The sequence below is a fragment of the Psychrobacter sp. C 20.9 genome (genome assembly GCF_001921765.1).
Lineage (GTDB): Bacteria > Pseudomonadota > Gammaproteobacteria > Pseudomonadales > Moraxellaceae > Psychrobacter > Psychrobacter piscatorii_B.
This window is the reverse complement of the sequence record NZ_MRYC01000001.1, coordinates 201,697-222,167: the sequence shown is the minus strand read 5'-3', so window position 1 is coordinate 222,167 and position 20,471 is coordinate 201,697. Positions and strand designations below refer to the sequence as shown.

Here is a 20,471-nt window from a genome sequence, read left to right as displayed (position 1 = left end):
TAAATATATTCAAAGAATTTAATAATGGTGACTGACGATCAGTGATCGATAAGTAAGTTTCTCTCACGGACATAGCGTATTAGCTATCAAGTGTAGACAATGCTGAGCGTTTGGTAAAAAAACCAGTTTAAATAACACATAAAATTAAAAATAGGAACGTACTATGAAAGACAATTATGATTTAGTCGTCATCGGCGGCGGTCCTGGTGGTTACGAAGCAGCGATTCGTGCAGGCCAGCTCGGTATGAGTGTTGCTTGTATCGAAAAGCGCGTTTACAAAGGCGAGCCAGCACTTGGCGGTACTTGCTTAAATGTCGGTTGTATCCCATCAAAAGCCCTACTTGACAGCTCACATCGTTATGAAGCTACTAAGCATGACCTTGATGAGCACGGCATCAGTACTGGCGACGTTGATATTAACATCGAAAAAATGATAGAGCGTAAAGAAGGTATTGTTAAGCAGTTGACCGGCGGTGTTGCCGCGTTGCTAAAAGGCAATGGCGTTGACTGGCTACAAGGTTGGGGTACTTTAGTTGACGGCACGGGCACTGACAAAAAAGTCAAATTTACTGCTCTAGAAGACGAAAGCGAAACCACGATCACTGCTAAGAATGTCATTCTTGCGGCAGGTTCTGTGCCTATCGAAATTCCTGTTGCCAAAACTGACGGTGACCGTATCGTTGATTCAACTGGCGCGCTTGATTTCACTGAAGTACCTAAGCGCCTAGGCGTTATTGGCGCTGGTGTTATCGGTCTTGAGCTAGGCTCAGTATGGCGTCGTCTGGGTGCGGAAGTAGTCGTATATGAAGCATTGCCAAGTTTCTTAGCTGCTGCTGACAAAGATATCTCAAAAGAAGCTGGCAAAATGCTGAAAAAGCAAGGTCTTGATATCCGTGTCGATACCAAAGTTACCAATGCTGAAGTACAAGGTGATCAAGTGGTCGTCACTAGCGAAAGCAATGGCGAATCGAGCGAGGAGAGCTTTGACAAGCTAATCGTTTGTGTTGGTCGCCGTGCTTATTCTGAAAAGCTACTTGGTGAGGACAGCGGTATCACGTTGACTGAACGTGGTCTTATCGATGTCAATGATCAGTGCAAAACCAACCTTGATGGCGTTTATGCTATCGGTGATTTGGTCCGTGGTCCAATGCTTGCGCATAAAGCGATGGAAGAGGGCATGATGGCTGTTGAGCGTATTCATGGCGAAAAACCTCAAGTTAACTATGATACTATCATCAATGTCATTTATACTCACCCAGAAATTGCATGGGTAGGTTTGACTGAGCAAGAAGCTGAAGAAGCTGGCTACGAAGTGAAGACCGGCTCTTTCAATTTAGCTGCTAACGGTCGTGCATTGGCTCAGAGTGAAGCACAAGGCTCTATCAAAGTTGTTGCTGATGCTAAGACTGATCGCCTGCTAGGTATGCATGCGATCTCTGCTGGCGCTGGCGATATCGTCCATCAAGGTATGATCGCGATGGAATTTGTCTCTAGTATTGAAGACTTGCAGCTGATGACATTTGCGCATCCAACGATTTCAGAAGCAGTGCATGAAGCTGTGCTATCTGCAGATGGCCGTGCTATCCACGCTATCCAGCGCAAAAAGCGTAAGAAATAACTAGTTGCTCGTTTAATTATTATCGATTTACAACCTGATTGGGGTATCGCTATTTTGGTGATGCCACAATCATGAGTGCGTCAGACGTATGATTCATATGTATATGTGCGCACTTGATTTCACTTTTTATTAATTGTAAAAAATAAAGGATACAATCAATGAATTTACATGAGTATCAAGCAAAAGAGCTATTAAAAAGCTACGGATTGCCAATTCAAGAAGGCATCATCGCTCATAACGGCGACGAAGCTGCTGCAGCTTTTGATAAAACCCCAACGGATATCGCGGTAATCAAAGCGCAAGTACATGCTGGTGGCCGTGGTAAAGCGGGTGGCGTAAAACTGGTTAAAACTCGTGAAGAAGCCAAGCAAGTTGCTGAAGAGCTGATCGGTACTAACCTAGTAACGTTCCAGACTGATGCTGATGGTCAGCCAGTCAACTTTGTATTGGTTGCAGAAGATATGTATCCAGTACAAACTGAGCTATATCTTGGCGCAGTAGTTGATCGTGCGACTCGCCGTGTAACCTTCATGGCATCTACCGAAGGCGGCGTAGATATCGAAGAAGTAGCACACAACACACCAGAAAAAATCTTCAAAGTACACGTTGATCCTTTAGTTGGTTTAATGCCTTTCCAAGCGCGTGACGTTGCGTTCAAACTTGGTCTAGAAGGCAAGCAAATCAATCAATTTGTTAAATTGATGACTGGCGCCTATAAAGCATTTGTTGAAAATGACTTTGCATTGATGGAAATCAACCCATTAGCTGTTCGTGAAAATGGCGAAATCGTTTGTGTTGATGGCAAAATTGGCATCGATTCAAACGCCCTATATCGTCTGCCAAAAATCGCAGCGCTACAGGATAAAACTCAAGAAAACGAGCGTGAGCTTAAAGCGGCTGAGTTTGACCTAAACTATGTTGCTCTAGAAGGTAACATCGGTTGTATGGTTAACGGTGCTGGTCTTGCCATGGCGACCATGGACATCATCAAATTGTATGGCGGCAAGCCTGCTAACTTCTTGGACGTTGGCGGCGGCGCAACTAAAGATCGTGTTGTTGAAGCGTTCAAAATTATCCTTGAAGACAGCAGTGTTGAAGGCGTACTAATCAACATTTTCGGCGGCATCGTACGCTGTGACATGATTGCAGAAGCGATTATTGCTGCAGTAAAAGAAGTTGATGTACAAGTTCCTGTGGTCGTGCGTTTAGAAGGTAACAATGCTGAGAAAGGCGCGCAGATCTTAGAAGAGTCTGGTCTGAAATTAATTTCAGCTCAAGGTCTTTCTGACGCCGCGCAAAAAATTGTCGACGCTGTTAAAGCGTAATAGCCAAAGCGTAATGACGGCAGTGGCATATTGAAATGCTAATGACAGCTGAAGCCTGCTGCCATCATTACAAGACAACCGAATACAAGGAAAATATAATGAGTGTATTAATCGATAAAGATACCAAAGTATTGGTACAAGGTTTTACTGGTAAAAACGGTACGTTCCATTCAGAACAAGCCATCGAATACGGCACCAAAGTAGTTGGCGGCGTAACCCCAGGTAAAGGCGGTCAAACGCACTTAGGCTTACCAGTGTTTAACACAATGGCGGAAGCCATGGAAGCGACTCAAGCTGACGCTTCTGTTATCTATGTACCAGCACCATTTGTACTAGACTCTATTGTTGAAGCCATCGATGCTGGCGTTAAGTTGATCGTTGTGATCACTGAAGGCGTACCAACTATCGATATGCTAAAAGCAAAACGCTATCTTGAAGAAGCAGGCGATGTGCGTTTGGTTGGTCCTAACTGCCCAGGCGTTATCACGCCAGGCGAATGTAAAATTGGTATCATGCCAGGCCACATCCATCAGCCAGGTAAAGTGGGCATTATCTCACGTTCTGGTACGTTGACTTATGAAGCGGTTGCTCAGACAACTAAGCTTGGTTTTGGTCAGTCAACGTGTATCGGTATCGGTGGTGACCCTATCCCTGGTATGAACCAGATTGACGCGCTAAAACTGTTTGAAGCTGATCCACAAACTGAAGCAATCATCCTAATTGGTGAGATCGGTGGTACTGCTGAAGAAGAAGCGGCTGCTTACATCAAAGACCACGTCACTAAGCCAGTGGTTGGTTATATCGCTGGTGTTACCGCTCCAGAAGGCAAGCGTATGGGCCATGCTGGCGCTATCATCTCTGGTGGTCAAGGTACTGCTGAAGAGAAATTCAAAGCGTTTGAAGATGCTGGTATCGCGTACACACGTGACCCATCTAAGCTTGGCGACAAACTAAAAGAAGTTACTGGCTGGTAAGATAGACATTAGTCTATAGTGAAACTACTAAAACTATATTGAAATGTTAAGAAGACACCCCTACAATGGGGTGTTTTTTTATATCTGAAAATCCTATGAAAAGCGAGATATTGGCCATTACTTATAAAGATTGTATCAGTTTTCATAAACATGTTATTTTGAATGATATAGCTCGTAATTTTTGATTCAGGGTTCTTGAACTGATAATTTCTGTATATCTGCTGAGACGTTTGATATTAGCAAGGTACAAATCCAAATCGCTATAATATCTACTAAATATTTGCTAAGTTAGCATTATTTTACCTAACCTACTTTCTCAAAACAGTCCTCTTATTATGAAAAACATCACTCATGCCGTTATCCCTGTCGCAGGCTTTGGTACACGTATGCTGCCATTGTCTAAATCTGTGCCAAAAGAATTGTTACCGCTTGGCAATCGTCCTGCTATCCATTATGTGGTCGAAGAGGCTATCGCTGCGGGTATCAAGCATATTGTCTTGGTCGGTCATGCACAAAAAAGCGCGATTGAAAACTACTTCGATATCAATGCTGAGCTAGATAATCAGTTACGCCACAAAGGTAAAGATGAGCTGGCTGATAGTTTAAATTGGCTACCAGAGGATGTAACGGTATCAATGATACGTCAAGGTAAGGCCTTAGGTTTGGGGCATGCAGTACTAGCTGCGCGTCCTATCATTGGCGAGCATGATTTTGCTGTATTGCTCCCTGATGTCGTTCTCGATCCGTTTACTACTGATATGGCTGCTGATAATTTGGCCTTTATGATTGATGCTTTTAGTCATGATGGCCATTCGCAAATATTGGTAAATGAAGTTGCTGACGAAGATGTGCACAAATACGGTATCGCCAAACTTATCGATACCAGTCATATAGATGAGATATCTGGCGGCGTTAATGCCAGCTTTGGCGTGGCAGGTTTTGTAGAAAAGCCAAGCTTAGCAGAAGCACCGTCTAAACTTGCCGTAGTGGGCCGTTACGTATTTGATAATAAAATCTTTGATTATTTGGCTGATACCGAAGCCTCAGTCGGTGGTGAGATTCAACTGACTGATGCTATCGATGCGCTTATTAACGAATATGGTGTGAATGTGACAACGATGCGCGGTGCCAGTTATGATGCCGGTGACATGCGCTCGTATATGCAAGCGTTTATCTATTTTGCCGAGCAGCAATTAGCAGATGAAAAATAGCGATGGATAAGATAAAGGACGATAAGAAGTATCATAGCGCTCGCCGTTCCAAATACTGGGAGCAGTTGCAAATGCTTGCAACTCAGTCATGGTCGCTGGCAAGCTTATTTGCACAAGATGACAGTCGTGCGACACGATTTAGTGCGCAAGCTGGCGCGCTGTACATGGACTATAGCAAGCAGTGTATCGATGAGCGAGTTATGGATGCTTTATTGCGGCTAGCAGATAGCTGTGAGTTGTCCGCTCGAATTGATGCGTTGATGCAAGGCGCGATGGTCAATAATAGTGAAGAGCGAGCGGCCTTACACACAGCACTACGTCTGCCTGAGAATGCAGAGCTACAAGTTGGTAAGCAAGATGTGGTTGCCGATGTACATCATAGTTTGGCGCAGGTAGCGAGATTATCCGAGCGTGTCCGTAGTGGCACATGGCGAGGGTTCTCAGGTAAGGCGATCACTGATGTGGTCAATATTGGCGTTGGCGGTTCTGATCTTGGGCCTCTTATGGCGACCGCTGCGCTTGATGAATGGGCAGATACGGAAATCGGTGTACATTTCGTCTCTAATATGGACGGCACTCAGCTTGATAATCTACTAAAGCACCTCAATCCTGAAACCACATTATTTATTATCTCTTCCAAATCCTTCGGTACGGTTGATACCTTATCTAATGCCAAAACCGCACTGTCTTGGTTACTTGCGACGGCGACGCTGCGCGCTGGTACTGAAGACAGTGTGTTGCGTCGGCACTTTATTGGAATATCAGCCAATAGTGAAAAGATGAGGGTTTGGGGGATACATCCTGAGCATCAATTAGAGCTTTGGGAGTGGGTTGGAGGCCGGTTTTCTTTGTGGTCAGCGATTGGGCTAGCCATTGCTATTCGTGTTGGTATGAATGGGTTTAGGGAACTATTAAGTGGTGCTCACAGTATGGATGAGCATTTTGCACAGGCAGGTTTTTTAGATAACTTACCAGTATTGCTAGGGCTGCTAGCTGTATGGAACAGTACGTTTTTGAGGGTGAATGCCCATACCGTATTGCCTTATGATGGACGGTTGGGCTATCTGCCTAGCTACTTGACCCAGCTTGAAATGGAAAGTAATGGCAAGTCGGTCACTCAGCACGGCGATCATATTGATTATGATACTTGCCCAATTCTGTGGGGCGAGATTGGTTCAAACGCTCAGCATGCCTTTTATCAGCTACTGCATCAAGGCACGCAGCAAGTCTCCTGTGATTTTATCGCTTGTGTACGCCGTTATAGTGGCGAGGTGCAAAACGCCTCGTTGCAACAACAGCATGAGCTATCTTTAGCAAACTGCTTAGCGCAAAGTCGAGTCTTGGCATTTGGCAATGCCGCTGTCACAGAGGCATCGAATAGTGATGCAAAAACGGTATCCAGTGCAGATAAATACAAATATTACCGTGGTAATCAACCATCGACTACTTTGCTTATCGATGAGCTTACGCCTCATAGTTTGGGTGCGCTGGTTGCGCTCTACGAGCACAAGGTCTACGTGATGGCCAGTATTTGGGATATCAATCCGTTTGATCAATGGGGGGTTGAGATGGGCAAGCAAATGGCAGAGTCTGTGCATGACGCTATGCAGCAAGAAACTCACAGCCAATTTGACACTTCTACCGACCAGTTATTACAGCATATCAAAAAACTGTCTTAGTAATACTGATCAATCAATAATGTAAAAAGGTACACTCATGGGGACTGCTACAAACGATCAATGTATGCCTTATAATGGATTTGCATCAAACCCATTGACCAGTTCCAATGTGTGTGTGCTGGTTGGCCATAGTATCGAAGCGATTACCAGTGCCGTGGTGCTGGCAAGTTTAGGTCAACGCGTTCATCTGTATGCAGATATGGATCTATTGGCTCAGCAGATACAGCAATATAGCTTTGAGCATCATCTGCAAGCGCTATGGCAAATGTATGTACAGCAGCGAGTTGTTACGAGTCAAGCATTGCCAGATAGTGCAGAGACGTTAATACAATATTATGAAACGGCAAATCATGGTGACAGCCACGTCGTCAGTCAGAGCATTCATAGTGATGATCAAAATAAAGTGTCGCTTTACTGGTTGTTTTTAGACAGTATTAAGTCTGCGTGGACAGAAGATGGTTGGATTCGGGCTTTTAATCAAAGCCATCAGCAGGCGCTACCTGTAATAATGAGCGGAATTGAGGAATTAGGCGCTGTATCAGCACTATCTGAGCGTCTACAGCGAGCGTGGGTCTATTATATACCGTTTGTTTTTTTGCAAGATGGTGATGCTTATAACTCCATGTTAAACCCTGCGCTATGGTTACTGGGCGAAAAAACAGCAGACAGCAACCAACATTTAGAGATGTTACAGCCGTTAATGCAGCATGCTCGCGCCGCTCATCATGCCGATATCGCAACGATAGAGTTTGCGCGTAGTAGTATCATGGCGATGCTCGCGACCCGGGTGAGCTTTATGAATGAGATGTCACGCTTGGCTGATAGCCAGCAGGTGGATATCAGCCAGGTGAGTTGTATCATGGGGTTGGACGAGCGCGTAGGCAGTAGCTATCTACAGGCAGGCTGGGGGTTTGGCGGTAATACACTACCTACCGAGCTGGCTAAGTTACAGCAGTCGAGCGAAATGCATAGTTTAGACATGCCTCTTTTACAGTCTGTCGTGCATATTAATGAGGACCAAAAAGAGCTGATATTTCGCAAGTTTTGGCAGTATTTTGATGGTTTCATTGACAATAAAACCGTCATGATCTGGGGAGGCAGTTATAAAGCAGGCTCAGGCCGTACCGCAGGCTCAGCCATTCATCCATTGTTAGCATTACTCTGGTCTTATGGTATCCGTACACTGGTTTATAGTGATAAGGCACAGGGTGAGCTTGCTGCACTGTACGAACAACAACCATTGCTTGAATTAATCGCTAACCCTTACCAGAAAATGAGTGAGGCTCAGGCCGTTTTTTTGATCAGTTGGTTGCCACGAGATCGATTGGATATTGATAAAATCAATCAGCAAGCCATGCCAGTATTTGATGCGCAAAATACATTTACTCGATCGCAAATTGATCGCTTAGTAGGCGACTATGTGGGCATTGGCCGATCTAAATAATGTTATTGAAGTTCTTCATTATTAAAAAAGCTCGCTAACTATGATTAGCGAGCTTTTTTATGATTTTATGCTGGTACTGCTCCTTGTACCGCTAGCCATTGCTGAATTTCTTGCGTTTTACTAGCCAATAACGAGTGATCGCCGCGACTTTCGATATTCAATCTAATCAGTGGTTCAGTATTTGAAGCACGCAAATTGAAGCGCCATTCGCCAAAATTTAGGCTTAAGCCATCAAGCAGAGATTTAGTTGGATTGTCTACACTAAATTTTTCTTCAATGGCACTGATGATTGTTGGGGCATCATGAGTCGTGAGGCGGAAGTTTAGTTCGCCTGAGCTGGGATAAGACTGAATATAACCTGTGACCAATTCTGATAAGGTCTTACCTGTGATAGACAGCAGCTCAATGGTGAGTAACCAAGGAATCATACCGCTGTCGCAATAGAAAAAGTCACGGAAATAGTGATGGGCCGACATCTCGCCACCATAGACCGCACCTGAGTCCCGCATGATTTGCTTGATAAAAGAATGTCCAGACTTACTGATGACGGCATTGCCATTATGCGCTTCGATAACCGCTTCAGTATTGTATACGACGCGCGGATCATACACGATTGATTCATTCGGGTATTTGTTCAAAAATGCTTGAGCGAGCATACCGACGATGTAGCTACCATCAATGAACACGCCATTTTCGTCAAACAAAAAACAGCGATCAAAGTCACCGTCAAAAGCAATACCAAGATCCGCTTTGTTTTCTAGTACGGCTTGCTGGGTCGCCAGTCTATTGGCTTCAATCATTGGATTAGGAATACCGTTAGGGAAGCTACCATCTGGTGTATGATGCAGTGTGATGATGTCGATCGGCGCGCCCGCTTGCGTTAATTTGTCAGTCAATAAATCAACGACAGGGCCGGCGCTACCATTACCAGAGTTGATGACCAGCTTTAGCGGTTTGAGCTTATCGGTGTCGATAAAGGTCATCAAGTGATTGATGTAGGCGCTTTTATCTGTCAGCAGCTGCAATGCCCCTGATTTATCACTGCTGGTAAATCGCCCAGACTCTGCCAATGCCTGAATTTCGGCCAGACCATCATCAGCGCTGATGGGTTTTGAATGTTCTTTGACCAGTTTTAAACCATTATAGTTGATAGGGTTGTGACTGGCAGTCACCTCAATACCGCCCAGCGCCTGATAATAACTGGTGGCAAAGTACACCTCTTCCGTACCACTCATGCCCAAATCGATTACATCGACGCCTGCATCAACGATGCCTCTGATAGCGGCTTGTTTTAATTGCTCACTAGAGTGGCGAATATCACTACCAATGACAATAGCTGGTTTTAGATCTACCATATCATTGGTTTTATTTTCAATGGCTGCCTGATAGCGCTGATATAAAATCTGAGCAAAAGCCCGACCAATACGGTAGGCGATGTCTTCATCGAGATTGACGCCAAGCTCACCGCGTATATCATAGGCTTTAAACGAGTTGATGGTGATAGCATTGAATTCCATGGCTGGCTGATAGCTGGTGGTCGCAGAAGTCGACATAATGATAAAATTCCTTGCGCATGAGCAATGATAAAATAAGAAAGTAGATAGCATAATTATAAGCCAATCAGGGTTCAATGATACATTAACTACTCAATGAGTTAGACACATGTCGATATGTATGACGCAGATTTATGCTGATCGATCACTAAGCCTCGTACTACACTGACATACGAGAATGATAAACTATACGCTATACCAAGCCAAAAAATGGCATGATAAATAAGATATAAGAGTATTTCCTATGAGTATTTTAGACAATAAAGTAACAGTGCCTAAGCCCGTGCAAGGCACACCAGAAGCGAGCGGTGAGTTTGATGATTTACTGGCTTTGATGGCTCGTCTACGAGCAGATTGTCCATGGGATAGGAAACAGACCAGCCATAGCCTTATTCCTTATGCCATTGAAGAAGCCTATGAGCTGGGCGAAGCAGTGCAAAGCGATGATGATGAAGATATAAAAGGTGAGCTGGGAGATGTCCTGTTACAAGTCATCTTTCATTGTCAGATGTACGCTGAACAAGGGCGTTTTGATATGAGTGATGTCATTACGACTTTACAAGAAAAGCTGGTTCGCCGTCACCCTCATGTATTTGAAGCCGAAACGCTCAAAGATGATGCGGCAGTAAAAGTACGCTGGGATGAAATTAAAGCGGAAGAGCAACAGGCACGCGAAGCACGCGGCAAATCAAAACGTCGCTTAGATCAAGTGAAAGCGGGTAGTGCCTTAATGCAGGCACAAGATGTGCAAAACCAAGCGTCAATGCTGGGTTTTGATTGGGACGGTGTTGCTGGTGCAGTCGAAAAGCTAGACGAAGAGATTGCCGAGCTAAAGCATGAGCTAACAGATAAATCTATAGTCGAGATCAAAGCCAATATCAGAGAGGTAGAAAAGGAATTAGGCGATTGCATGTTTGCGCTCGTCAATGTCGCACGTAAACTAAACCTTGATGCAGAAGCGGCTACCTTAACCTGCGTACATAAATTTAAATCACGTTTTGGTTATATTGAGGAGCAATTAGCATTAAGTGGTAAGCGTTTGGAGGACAGCGATATAACCGAAATGGATGCATTGTGGGAAGCGGCGAAACAACATGAACGCTCATCATAAAATTCTACCTAGTAGCTATATTTCGCCTAGCAGCTACATAGTAATGTCTATTGTTAGTCTTTTATGCGCTCTGCTGATGCTTAATAATGCCCACGCTGCTCCCTGTTTTGACAACCCTCAGCGCGCTTACGCTTATCTGTTGGCACAAGAAAATGCCAAAATACAGGCACGAGATGAAGCCACCGTAAATATCAATCTTGCCAGTGAAGGCGAGCTGGTATCGCTGAATGGTATTGGCAGCAGTAAAGCTCAGGCGATTATTTTATATCGTGAAATGTTTGGTGAATTCAAAACAGTAGATGAGTTGGCAAAGGTGAAAGGTATTGGTGTAAAAACGCTTGAGAAAAATCGAAGACGCTTAAGTGTGCAAGATTAATAGCGGTATTTTGCATTAATCAATCCCAATATTGACAAAATAGCATGTAAGTAAATGTCATAACACACCCAGCACGTGCAAAATTTGTTAAACTAGCGGGTACATCCGCCTGATAAACGCTGTGTTATTCAGGGGTGGTTAAAGAATACCGGCGAGGAGTAGATGCATGGCCGAGCGTGCCGCCAAGCAGTTAGAACTGAACAAATCTGAATTACCCAATTCCATTACTGAAGTGATTGCCACATTGACCCGAGCTGGGTTTGATGCGTATATTGTTGGTGGTGGTGTGCGCGATACCTTATTGGGTCTGCGCCCAAAAGACTTTGACGCCGTGACTGATGCCAAGCCGCACGAGATTAAAGACGTCTTTGGCAAGCGTTGCCGTATCATCGGTCGCCGCTTCCAATTGGCACATGTATATTCAGGTCGCGAGTTAATCGAAGTGGCTACTTTCCGTGGTCCACCAACGAGCAATGCCAATACCAATCAGGACGGTATGATCCTGCGCGACAATGTGTGGGGCGATATCAAGCAAGACTTTGCCCGTCGTGACTTTTCTATCAACGCGCTTTATTATCAGCCGCTCAAAGGCGTGGTGCATGATTTTTGTGGTGCGCTTGAAGACATCGATAATAGAATTATTCGTCTATTGGGTCATGCGCCAGTGCGTATTGAAGAAGATCCAGTAAGACTATTACGTGCGCTGCGATTTAAAGCCAAATTGGGCTTTGAGTTTGATGATGCGTTATCCGATCAGTTTCATGATGGTAATTGGGCGCTGCTTGAGCAGATATCGCCACATCGTCTCTACGATGAAACACAGAAGATGTTTACCGGTGGCTATCTAGTGCCACTGTTGCCACTATTGTTTGAGTCTGGCGCGATCGATAGCCTCATCATTTATCCACCAGCCGAGCCAAGCGCCTTAGTCAATCAAGTGGCCATCAATACCGACAAGCGTATTGCGGCAGGCAAAAGCATCAATCCAGCGTTCTTTTATGCGGCGCTATTGTGGGAAAACTATCTGCATCAATTGGCAAAAGCTAAAAAGCGCAATATGCCGTTTGCTGAAGCACAAATGCATGCCGCTGGTAAAGTCATTGACCGTCAACGCATCAAAACCGCTATTCCAAAATTTGCTGAGCAGTTTATCCGTGATATCTGGATATTGCAGCCAAAACTTGCGGCTCCGCGTAGCAAGCAAATCGTTCAGCTCTCTGAACATCCCCGTTTTCGCGCAGGTTTCGACTTTTTATTATTGCGTGAACAGTGTGGTGACGCGGAGCACCCACTGTCAGAATCGACGAATGATATGGGCGAGTGGTGGCAGACGTATCAGACATTGTCTGAGCGAGAGCAGCAGCAAGCGATTAATGATTTTGATGAAAATATCCGCCGCGGCGCTTATAAAAAAGGGCAGCGTGGTCGCGGGCGCAATCGTCAAAAACCAGAAGCCAATGCCACTGATAACGTAGCGTCTAATCAAAACAGCACGAAGCAAAACCGCGCCAGTGAGAGTGCTGAACAAGGCAGAAAGGATCAGACAATGGTAAACGACTCGTCAAATATCCCAGCACGTCGTCGTCGCGCGGCCAGTCAGACCAAAAATACTGGTAAAGAATATGATACGCAGCAAGTCAAGCAAGACAGTAATGAGCTTGCTCAGCTACAACAGCTATCGCTTGCCAGTAATAACCAAGCGATAAACAAACGCCATCACTCTAAGCCTGCGCCACTGTTTGTGATAGAGCACGAAAAAGTCGTACCGCCGCTACAGAAGCAACTATCAGATGAGCAAGCATCGCAGCCGACACGTACGAATACTACTGTGCAGACGCAAACATCGACAGGTAGCAAGGCACAAAAGCAAACGGATAAAGCTGATCGTGCAAATAAAACGCAGATGTCGCGAAATGATTTTTCAGAGGTTAAGGTATCATCTGATCAGGCAAGGCCAACTCGCTCAATCGCGAGATCGCCAGCGCTTGTCAGTATGAATAACGAGCCGATTCCGCACAAGCGTCGCCGTCGTCAGCCCACTGTTTATAGTGCAAATAGTGTCGAGTTGCAAAGCAAGGCTGATAAAGCGCAATCAACAGCGAAGTATGCGAGAAAAGCACCTAAGTCAGTAGCGACATCAGCTAGTCCAGCTGATACTACAGAAGCAAAAACTGTAGCGCGTGAAGGGACAAAGAAAGCGGCTACACCAACAAAGGCCAAGAAACCAGTCAAAGCAAAGACTGAGCAAGTTGATAGTAATCAAGCTCCTGCTGTTAAAGTGACCGATGATAAAGGCCCTGTGCCATCAAAACGCCGTCGCCGTCAGCCTAGTACTGAAAGTGCCTGATATGAATAACAGTATGAATGATAGTCACTGGGTTACCTGTTATGTGGGCCTAGGTAGCAATCTATCTAATGAGTTGGGCTCGCCTATAGACCATTTGCAGCAAGCGCTTGAAAGCATGAAAAAGAGTGAGAAAATACGCGAAATTAGCGTGTCTTCTTTTTATGCCTCAGCGCCAATGGGTCCACAAGACCAGCCAGACTTTATCAATGCGGTTGCTGGGTTTGAAACGGTAATGACGCCTTTTGAGCTGCTTAGTTTTTGTCAGCAGTTAGAGAGCATGGCCAAGCGGGCACGTTTGCGCCGTTGGGGTGAGCGTAGTCTAGATGTCGATATTTTACTATATGGTGATATGCAGATTGCCGAACCACAGCTAACGGTTCCGCACGTTGGACTATGCGAGCGTAATTTTGTATTAATACCACTGCGAGAGTTAGCGCCACATTTGACTATCGTAGAAACACCAATAGCTGATTACCCACAAAGTCATGATTGGACAGGCTTAAAATTATTATCAAACGACTGATCTGCAGTGGCTTATCATAACTGATTAAGTATCAGATACTTTTTATGATAGCTCACTAACGCTAGCTAAAACGATAGACATTGATAATTAAAGGCATTGCAAGTTAATTGAGGGTCATATGACAACATTATCTACGTTGAATAAATTTAAAAAAGAGGGTACTAAGTTTACTTGCTTGACGTGCTATGACTCAATGTTTGCACGGATGATGGATAAGGCACAGATCGATACGATTTTGATTGGTGATAGTCTAGGTATGGTCGTGCAAGGCCATGACTCAACACTACCTGTAACCGTCAATGATATGGCATATCACACAGCCAATATCGCCCGTAGTAATAAACACGCTTTGATATTGGCTGACCTGCCGTTCATGAGTTATGTGACGTTGCCAGAAGCCATTGCCAATAGCCGCCAATTGATGCAAGCAGGCGCGCATGTGATTAAGGTCGAAGGCGGTAGTGAGCTCTGTGAATTGGTGACGACTTTAGCGCAAGCAGGAACGCCTACTTGTGTACATCTTGGTTTGACTCCGCAATCGGTCAATGTCTTTGGCGGCTATAAGATTCAAGGCCGCGGTGAGGAAGCGGCTGACAAATTACTCGCTGATGCTAAGGCAGTGGTTGATGCTGGTGCAGCGCTGTTGGTGCTAGAGTGTGTGCCGGCAGCACTTGCCAAAACAGTGACAGATGCTGTTGCTGTACCAGTCATTGGCATCGGTGCAGGCGCAGATACTGATGGTCAGGTACTGGTGATGCATGACATGTTGGGCATGGTACACGGTCGTGTGCCACGTTTTGTACATGACTTTTTGACCGATGAGCGTAACAGTGCACATAGTATTGAGGGGGCTTTTGCGTTATATCAGCAATCAGTACGTGACCGCAGTTTCCCAACTGAACAGCATCAATTTAGCTAAGCTTGTTTGAGCTTTTACATATCAAAATATGCAAATATAAGAAAACATCATGTCTCCTATCATTCATCATCATATCTCGTCACTACGCGCCGATTTGCTGCCATATCGCGGTTACCAAGCCAGTAAGCAAGAGCGCGCCCAACGTATTGCGTTAGTACCAACAATGGGTAATCTGCATCAGGGTCATATAGAGCTGGTAAAAATTGCTAAACAGCATGCGGATATCGTCGTCGTTAGTATTTTTGTCAATCCTACTCAGTTCGGTGTGGGTGAGGATTTTGATAGTTATCCGCGTACACTAGACGAGGATGTGGCTAAGCTTGCCACTGTTGGTGCAGATTATGTGTTTGCGCCAAGCGTTGATGCGATGTACCCAGTATTACCACCACCGACTACTGTATTAGCTGGCGCTATTAGTAGCCAACTATGTGGTCAATCACGTCCTGGTCATTTTGATGGTGTGGGAATTGTGGTCTCCAAACTTTTTAATATTGTACAACCAGATGTGGCGATATTTGGCCAAAAAGACTATCAGCAGCTGGCTATTATTAAGCAGTTGGTGCGTGATTTGAGCTACCCAATTGAGATTATTGGTGCACCTATTATTCGTGCTGATGATGGGCTAGCGCTCTCCTCACGTAATCAATACTTAACCGAATCTGAGCGACAAGTTGCGCCTATACTGCATCGAGAGCTACAAGATTTGGCAGCGCAGTTGAAAGGTGGTGGTATTAGTCAGCAAGCGTTTGAATCATTACTAAAAGACAAGCGTACACGCATTAGTGATGCAGGTTTTACGATCGATTATCTAGAAGTAAAAACTGAAGCGCTGGGTTCTGTCGTAAGTGACTCTACAACTTTCAATATAGAAAATAAAAACATTGTTATTTTGGTTGCAGCATGGCTGGGACGCGCACGTTTATTGGATAATCAGTTAGTAGTGGTGGGGTAAACCCTTCGGTACATAATGTATCGGATGCAATGAACTAGAATGGGTAGATCATGGATATAAGTCAGGATCAAAGCGATAATCAAGCCGCATCGACAACGCCAAAAATATCAGCGTCAAAAATATCAACGGATAAGCTCAGCATTCTAGTGGTATCAGGCCGTTCAGGCTCAGGAAAAACCTCAGTACTGAATATCTTAGAGGATTTAGGTTACTACTCTATTGATAATTTACCGCTGTCTTTATTGCCGAGCGCCGCCCACAAGCTGGTAAAAGAGAGCGGTATCAATCGCATTGCCCTTGGCGTTGATATTCGAACGCCGCGCGCGGATCTGTCCAATTTTGCAGCGACCTATGCAGCATTAAAAGACACTTACGGCAGTCAAGCTGTTCAAGTGTTATATGTGACCGCGCAGGAGAGCACCCTGATAGCGCGTTTCAATGCGACGCGCCGTGTACATCCACTCATGTCTCAGGATGTCGATAGTGACAATGCAAACCATGTCGTATTCAATCTACCTGCCGCGATCAAAAAAGAAGTTGAGCTGTTAAAGCCCATCTCCAGTCAAGCAGATATCAAGATCGATACAACGACTTTAAATATTCATCAGTTAAAAGATCGATTGCGCGAACATATTGGCATGGACAATCAGATTGTCATTAACCTACTGTCATTTGGTTTTAAGCATGGTAGTCCCATTGATGCTGACTTTGTATTTGATGTTAGGATTTTGCCCAATCCACATTGGAATCCTGAGCTGCGTGCCTCGACAGGGCTCGATGCTGAAGTCAGCACGTTTTTTGCAGAGTATCCCGAAGTGGCTGAAATGCTAGATGATATCGATAAGTTTTTGACACGTTGGCTACCAGAGTTTTTGCATAATAATCGCCATACGGTGACCGTTGCGATTGGCTGTACGGGCGGTAAGCATCGTTCAGTATTTATCACCGATCATCTACAGCGTCGTCTCGCTAAGGCAATGCCATCAGGCGTCAAAGTATTGGCAAAGCACCGTGAAAAAAGTCGTTGGTAGTTGTATTCAGCACTATTAATTTATTACTTATTATTTTGGAAAGCTTTTATGATTGACTGGTCAGAACAAGATATGCGCGTTTCGCGCACAGAGCTCAAAAAATCTCATGAGCGCTTGCAGCAACTGTCTATACCGCTCGCTGGCCTATCAAAAAAACAGCTAAAAACTTTGCCAGCCAGTGATTATTTTATGGCGGAGCTCATGGCATTGGCCGATATTACCAGCGCCAATGCTCGTAACCGTCAGACCAAACGCGTCGGTAAGCTCATCAGCGAAGAAAATCGCCACGAGTTGGTCAAGGCATTGTTTGATGCATTTTTTCCTAAAGAGCAAGTGTCTAAAATTGAAAGTTGGTACGATCGCCTAAATATCAATGATGAGGGAACGCTCAAGCAATTTGTCAAACAATACAAAGCCTCTGAACATAATAGTATGTATCAGTTACTATTGTGGATTGAATACGCCAAGCATATGCAAGATGATGAGTTGATGGCGGAATCAAAAGAAGACTTGGCAACTTATATTCGCGAAGTGGCCATTTTATCACAGTTAAAAAAATAGACCTCTCAGACGATATGGACGTGTAGCCCAATACAAAAAAGCCAATCAATGACTGATTGGCTTTTTCATATGCGCTGTATAAGCTTGTATATAGAGGTTATTTTTTCTCAGCGCGGGCTTTATCGACCAAGTATTCAACCACTTTGGGTACTTTAGCATCTTCACCTGTGACCACATATTTGCCTTGTACGACTACAGCAGGTACGCCAGTAAGCTGATAGCGCTTAGCGCCTTCTTGTGAGCGACCAATTTTGGTACCGACAGCAAATGAGTTGTAAAGACTGTTGAATTTCTTCTCATTCACGCCTTTTGATGCATACCATTTGCTCAATGATGATTGATCAAACAGTTTTTTGCCATCTTTATGAATCGCATCAAACAAGGCAGAATGGGTTTTGTCTTCAAACCCTAAAAGCTGAGCGGCATAAAAACCACGAGCATTGGCTTCCCAAACAGGGTTTAGTGCTGCTGGTGTTTTGAAGAATACGACATCTTTGTCTTTGGTTTTTGCCCATTTTTCCATGTGTGGATCAAGAATATTACAATGCGGGCAACCGTACCAGAAAAACTCACGAACAATAATGGCATCACCGCTGATGGTCTCTGGATTGTCTAGCACACGGTAATCTTTTCCAGCGACATAGTCTGCAGCTTGTGCGCCCATAGAAGCAAGTCCAATGGCCATTGCCAGACCAGTCAATGTAATGACACGTTTCATACTTTATCCTTAAGATGTAGGGATTTAGAGTTTGTTAAAGGGTTTGTGTATCTATGGCGCTTATAATACATGATATCTGAGCGAGAAGAATTTCAATATACTTAAGTGACATAATATTGAGGTATCGACTATGATAACGTAAAACGTGGGCGCTTGTGAATCGGATTCTTAACCGACAGTTGTAAAGCTGTTAGCTATTATTTAAGGTATCTTACTTACGCTGCTTTGTATTTTTATCAATACTATCCGCTCATTTATATTTTTAGATCAGAACTCTCTATACTAGGAGTAATTGTCGATAATATGAATGAATATTTTTATAATAGGCCGTGTAAGGGTACTATTACAAAGCAGCTGGCACACAAACTTAGGTGCTTGCCCAGTTCATTCACAATCAGTGACGATGTACCTACGACAAAGAAGCTGCGCTCATGATAATATTAAACACATAATCGTGCACCTTCTACGATAATAACGATAACGACAACAAAGGAAATACTATGAGCTCAGCCTTATCTTCTTCGCCAACATCGAGCGATACAACCAAAAACCGCTTCGATGAAACAGCAACGGATACGATAAACGTCGATCCCAGCGAAGTCGAAAAATTTAACAACTTGGCGAGTGAATGGTGGAGCAATACAGGTGCATTTGCAACGTTACATGAAATCAATCCATTACGCTTAAATTGGATAGAAGAAAACGTCAAACGGGGCTATCAAAACGACGCTAACAATGGCAACAACACTGGCACGATCAAAACAGCAGAGCAGGGGCTCTCTGGTAAAAAAGTACTGGATGTCGGCTGCGGCGGTGGCATATTGTCGGAATCTATGGCGCGCCGCGGTGCGGATGTGACAGGAATTGATTTGGGCACTGAAAACCTCAAGGCCGCAACCTTACATGCCTCACAGGGCGGGTTAGAGAACACATTGCGCTATCAGCATATTCCAGTTGAAGAGCTAGCAAAAACGCATGCAGGTCAATTCGATGTGGTGACCTGTATGGAGATGCTGGAGCATGTGCCTGATCCTAGCTCAATTGTACAAGCGTGTTATGAACTACTAGCCCCTGGCGGCGTCTGCGTGCTCTCAACCATCAATCGCAACCCAAAATCGTATTTGTTTGCCATCGTTGGGGCAGAGTATGTATTGCGATTGCTTGATCGCGGTACGCATGATTATGCCAAATTTATCACGCCAGCTGAGCTAGACAAAATGGCCATCAATACAGGGTTTGTACGCCAAGATATCATCGGTTTGCATTACAATCCTTTGACCAAGCGTTATTGGGTTGCTCAAAATGTCGATGTCAATTATATGATCGCTGTTCAAAAGCCACTGGGTTAACATTGTCAGTGACCAGCGATATCCATTGTATTTTTATTAAACATGTTATCAATCTCAAGAGCATCCACTATGAGCCAATTTGTAAAAGCTGTTTTATTTGACCTTGATGGCACGTTAATCGATACTGCCGCGGACTTTGTGCGTATCATTGGTAAAATGAGCCTTGAAAATAATTGGCAGGCGCCGCCTGAGACAGAAATCCGCGAGCAAGTTTCTGCGGGTGCATCCGCTATGGTGCAATTGATGCTCAGACATAACGATCAGCTAGAGGTTGGCGAGGACGAGTTACTTAATTTTCGTCAACAGTTCCTAGATGACTATGAAGCCGACATCTGTGTCGATAGCTGCTTGTTTGATAGCCTTGACGCGGTGCTGGCAGATCTAGAGAGCAAAGGCGTACCGTGGGGTATTGTCACCAACAAGCCCCGCTATCTGGCAGAAAAACTGCTCAATAAAATGCAACTTGATGAGCGCTGTGCCGCTTTGGTCTGTCCAGACGATGTATCACGCTCAAAACCGGATCCTGAGCCGATGTATATGGCCCTAGAGAAACTAGGTATCCCTCGCGGTGCCGCTGGCTCTGTGCTCTATGTGGGCGATCATATCCGTGATATCGAAGCGGGCAACGCCGCTGGCATGCCAACCATTTTGGCCGCTTATGGTTATATTCCACCTGAAGATCAAAAAACGCTCAAAAAGTGGGGAGCTGACTATATTGTTGAGACCCCTGAGCAGTTGAACAAATTGCTGCTTTCTTCTGGCAAATTTGAGTATTTATAG

The 20,471-nt window shown here is 44.6% G+C and carries 18 protein-coding genes; 16 read left to right on the top strand and 2 right to left on the bottom strand.

The window, feature by feature from the left end; genetic code table 11:
* Window positions 1–163: 163 nt before the first annotated feature.
* The 6 genes from lpdA to BTW00_RS00960 all read left to right on the top strand — a co-directional run bounded on the left by lpdA (window position 164) and on the right by BTW00_RS00960 (window position 8,251).
* Window positions 164–1,618 carry a dihydrolipoyl dehydrogenase gene (gene lpdA / locus BTW00_RS00985; RefSeq protein WP_075105824.1) on the top strand — a complete coding sequence of 485 codons (1,455 nt, stop codon included), beginning with the start codon at window positions 164–166 and terminating at the stop codon, window positions 1,616–1,618.
* Between the two features lie 158 nt (window positions 1,619–1,776).
* Complete coding sequence (gene sucC, locus BTW00_RS00980; protein WP_058023973.1) at window positions 1,777–2,943, top strand: ADP-forming succinate--CoA ligase subunit beta; 1,167 nt, start codon at window positions 1,777–1,779, stop codon at window positions 2,941–2,943.
* Window positions 2,944–3,041: 98 nt separating this feature from the next.
* The gene (gene sucD / locus BTW00_RS00975) at window positions 3,042–3,917 is read left to right on the top strand and encodes a succinate--CoA ligase subunit alpha (protein WP_058023974.1); all 876 of its coding nucleotides are present in this window, start codon (window positions 3,042–3,044) and stop codon (window positions 3,915–3,917) included.
* Between the two features lie 335 nt (window positions 3,918–4,252).
* Window positions 4,253–5,128, top strand: coding sequence for a UTP--glucose-1-phosphate uridylyltransferase (locus tag BTW00_RS00970; protein ID WP_075105823.1), 876 nt, complete (start codon window positions 4,253–4,255; stop codon window positions 5,126–5,128).
* A gap of 2 nt (window positions 5,129–5,130) precedes the next feature.
* Window positions 5,131–6,807, top strand: coding sequence for a glucose-6-phosphate isomerase (pgi, locus tag BTW00_RS00965; protein WP_075105822.1), 1,677 nt, complete (start codon window positions 5,131–5,133; stop codon window positions 6,805–6,807).
* Between the two features lie 37 nt (window positions 6,808–6,844).
* On the top strand, window positions 6,845–8,251 hold the full coding sequence (locus tag BTW00_RS00960) for a UDP-glucose 6-dehydrogenase (RefSeq protein WP_075105821.1): 1,407 nt from the start codon (window positions 6,845–6,847) through the stop codon (window positions 8,249–8,251).
* Window positions 8,252–8,316: 65 nt separating this feature from the next.
* Here BTW00_RS00960 and BTW00_RS00955 read toward each other — a convergent pair whose 3' ends face one another.
* Complete coding sequence (locus BTW00_RS00955) at window positions 8,317–9,804, bottom strand: phosphomannomutase (protein WP_075105820.1); 1,488 nt, start codon at window positions 9,802–9,804, stop codon at window positions 8,317–8,319.
* A 244-nt stretch (window positions 9,805–10,048) separates the two neighbouring features.
* On the opposite strand from BTW00_RS00955, the gene mazG reads away from it, so the two are divergent.
* The 8 genes from mazG to yjgA all read left to right on the top strand — a co-directional run bounded on the left by mazG (window position 10,049) and on the right by yjgA (window position 17,624).
* Window positions 10,049–10,915, top strand: coding sequence for a nucleoside triphosphate pyrophosphohydrolase (gene mazG / locus BTW00_RS00950; protein ID WP_075105819.1), 867 nt, complete (start codon window positions 10,049–10,051; stop codon window positions 10,913–10,915).
* 76 nt (window positions 10,916–10,991) lie between these two features.
* Window positions 10,992–11,291, top strand: a complete 300-nt coding sequence (locus BTW00_RS00945) for a ComEA family DNA-binding protein (protein WP_256713949.1) — start codon at window positions 10,992–10,994, stop codon at window positions 11,289–11,291.
* A 166-nt stretch (window positions 11,292–11,457) separates the two neighbouring features.
* The gene (gene pcnB / locus BTW00_RS00940; RefSeq protein WP_075105817.1) at window positions 11,458–13,638 is read left to right on the top strand and encodes a polynucleotide adenylyltransferase PcnB; all 2,181 of its coding nucleotides are present in this window, start codon (window positions 11,458–11,460) and stop codon (window positions 13,636–13,638) included.
* Window position 13,639: 1 nt separating this feature from the next.
* The gene (gene folK / locus BTW00_RS00935; protein WP_223334360.1) at window positions 13,640–14,161 is read left to right on the top strand and encodes a 2-amino-4-hydroxy-6-hydroxymethyldihydropteridine diphosphokinase; all 522 of its coding nucleotides are present in this window, start codon (window positions 13,640–13,642) and stop codon (window positions 14,159–14,161) included.
* Between the two features lie 118 nt (window positions 14,162–14,279).
* Window positions 14,280–15,080: a 3-methyl-2-oxobutanoate hydroxymethyltransferase gene (gene panB, locus BTW00_RS00930; RefSeq protein WP_075105816.1), complete on the top strand. Its 801-nt coding sequence runs from the start codon at window positions 14,280–14,282 to the stop codon at window positions 15,078–15,080.
* 49 nt (window positions 15,081–15,129) lie between these two features.
* Window positions 15,130–16,032, top strand: coding sequence for a pantoate--beta-alanine ligase (gene panC, locus BTW00_RS00925; RefSeq protein WP_083603516.1), 903 nt, complete (start codon window positions 15,130–15,132; stop codon window positions 16,030–16,032).
* A 50-nt stretch (window positions 16,033–16,082) separates the two neighbouring features.
* Window positions 16,083–17,063 (top strand): RNase adapter RapZ, encoded by a 981-nt coding sequence (gene rapZ, locus BTW00_RS00920; RefSeq protein ID WP_075105815.1) that lies wholly within the window; start codon window positions 16,083–16,085, stop codon window positions 17,061–17,063.
* 48 nt (window positions 17,064–17,111) lie between these two features.
* Window positions 17,112–17,624: a ribosome biogenesis factor YjgA gene (yjgA, locus tag BTW00_RS00915; RefSeq protein ID WP_075105814.1), complete on the top strand. Its 513-nt coding sequence runs from the start codon at window positions 17,112–17,114 to the stop codon at window positions 17,622–17,624.
* Window positions 17,625–17,721: 97 nt separating this feature from the next.
* Here the strand turns inward: yjgA and BTW00_RS00910 are convergent, their stop codons facing one another.
* Window positions 17,722–18,342: a thiol:disulfide interchange protein DsbA/DsbL gene (locus BTW00_RS00910; RefSeq protein WP_058023985.1), complete on the bottom strand. Its 621-nt coding sequence runs from the start codon at window positions 18,340–18,342 to the stop codon at window positions 17,722–17,724.
* 500 nt (window positions 18,343–18,842) lie between these two features.
* Between BTW00_RS00910 and ubiG the strand changes: the two genes are divergently transcribed.
* Together ubiG and BTW00_RS00900 are read left to right on the top strand one after the other, a co-directional pair.
* The gene (ubiG, locus tag BTW00_RS00905; protein ID WP_075105813.1) at window positions 18,843–19,691 is read left to right on the top strand and encodes a bifunctional 2-polyprenyl-6-hydroxyphenol methylase/3-demethylubiquinol 3-O-methyltransferase UbiG; all 849 of its coding nucleotides are present in this window, start codon (window positions 18,843–18,845) and stop codon (window positions 19,689–19,691) included.
* A gap of 69 nt (window positions 19,692–19,760) precedes the next feature.
* The gene (locus tag BTW00_RS00900) at window positions 19,761–20,471 is read left to right on the top strand and encodes an HAD family hydrolase (RefSeq protein WP_075105812.1); all 711 of its coding nucleotides are present in this window, start codon (window positions 19,761–19,763) and stop codon (window positions 20,469–20,471) included.

What these genes read in the sequence shown, in the direction of transcription:
- yjgA (WP_075105814.1), top strand. Translation starts at nt 17,112, where the DNA reads ATGATTGACTGGTCAGAACAAGATATGCGCGTTTCGCGCACAGAGCTC.
- BTW00_RS00900 (WP_075105812.1), top strand. Translation starts at nt 19,761, where the DNA reads ATGAGCCAATTTGTAAAAGCTGTTTTATTTGACCTTGATGGCACGTTA.
- folK (WP_223334360.1), top strand. Translation starts at nt 13,640, where the DNA reads ATGAATAACAGTATGAATGATAGTCACTGGGTTACCTGTTATGTGGGC.
- sucD (WP_058023974.1), top strand. Translation starts at nt 3,042, where the DNA reads ATGAGTGTATTAATCGATAAAGATACCAAAGTATTGGTACAAGGTTTT.
- ubiG (WP_075105813.1), top strand. Translation starts at nt 18,843, where the DNA reads ATGAGCTCAGCCTTATCTTCTTCGCCAACATCGAGCGATACAACCAAA.
- BTW00_RS00945 (WP_256713949.1), top strand. Translation starts at nt 10,992, where the DNA reads ATGCTTAATAATGCCCACGCTGCTCCCTGTTTTGACAACCCTCAGCGC.
- mazG (WP_075105819.1), top strand. Translation starts at nt 10,049, where the DNA reads ATGAGTATTTTAGACAATAAAGTAACAGTGCCTAAGCCCGTGCAAGGC.
- BTW00_RS00970 (WP_075105823.1), top strand. Translation starts at nt 4,253, where the DNA reads ATGAAAAACATCACTCATGCCGTTATCCCTGTCGCAGGCTTTGGTACA.
- BTW00_RS00960 (WP_075105821.1), top strand. Translation starts at nt 6,845, where the DNA reads ATGGGGACTGCTACAAACGATCAATGTATGCCTTATAATGGATTTGCA.
- rapZ (WP_075105815.1), top strand. Translation starts at nt 16,083, where the DNA reads ATGGATATAAGTCAGGATCAAAGCGATAATCAAGCCGCATCGACAACG.
- lpdA (WP_075105824.1), top strand. Translation starts at nt 164, where the DNA reads ATGAAAGACAATTATGATTTAGTCGTCATCGGCGGCGGTCCTGGTGGT.
- panB (WP_075105816.1), top strand. Translation starts at nt 14,280, where the DNA reads ATGACAACATTATCTACGTTGAATAAATTTAAAAAAGAGGGTACTAAG.
- sucC (WP_058023973.1), top strand. Translation starts at nt 1,777, where the DNA reads ATGAATTTACATGAGTATCAAGCAAAAGAGCTATTAAAAAGCTACGGA.
- BTW00_RS00910 (WP_058023985.1), bottom strand. Translation starts at nt 18,342, where the DNA reads ATGAAACGTGTCATTACATTGACTGGTCTGGCAATGGCCATTGGACTT.
- pgi (WP_075105822.1), top strand. Translation starts at nt 5,131, where the DNA reads ATGGATAAGATAAAGGACGATAAGAAGTATCATAGCGCTCGCCGTTCC.
- panC (WP_083603516.1), top strand. Translation starts at nt 15,130, where the DNA reads ATGTCTCCTATCATTCATCATCATATCTCGTCACTACGCGCCGATTTG.
- pcnB (WP_075105817.1), top strand. Translation starts at nt 11,458, where the DNA reads ATGGCCGAGCGTGCCGCCAAGCAGTTAGAACTGAACAAATCTGAATTA.
- BTW00_RS00955 (WP_075105820.1), bottom strand. Translation starts at nt 9,804, where the DNA reads ATGTCGACTTCTGCGACCACCAGCTATCAGCCAGCCATGGAATTCAAT.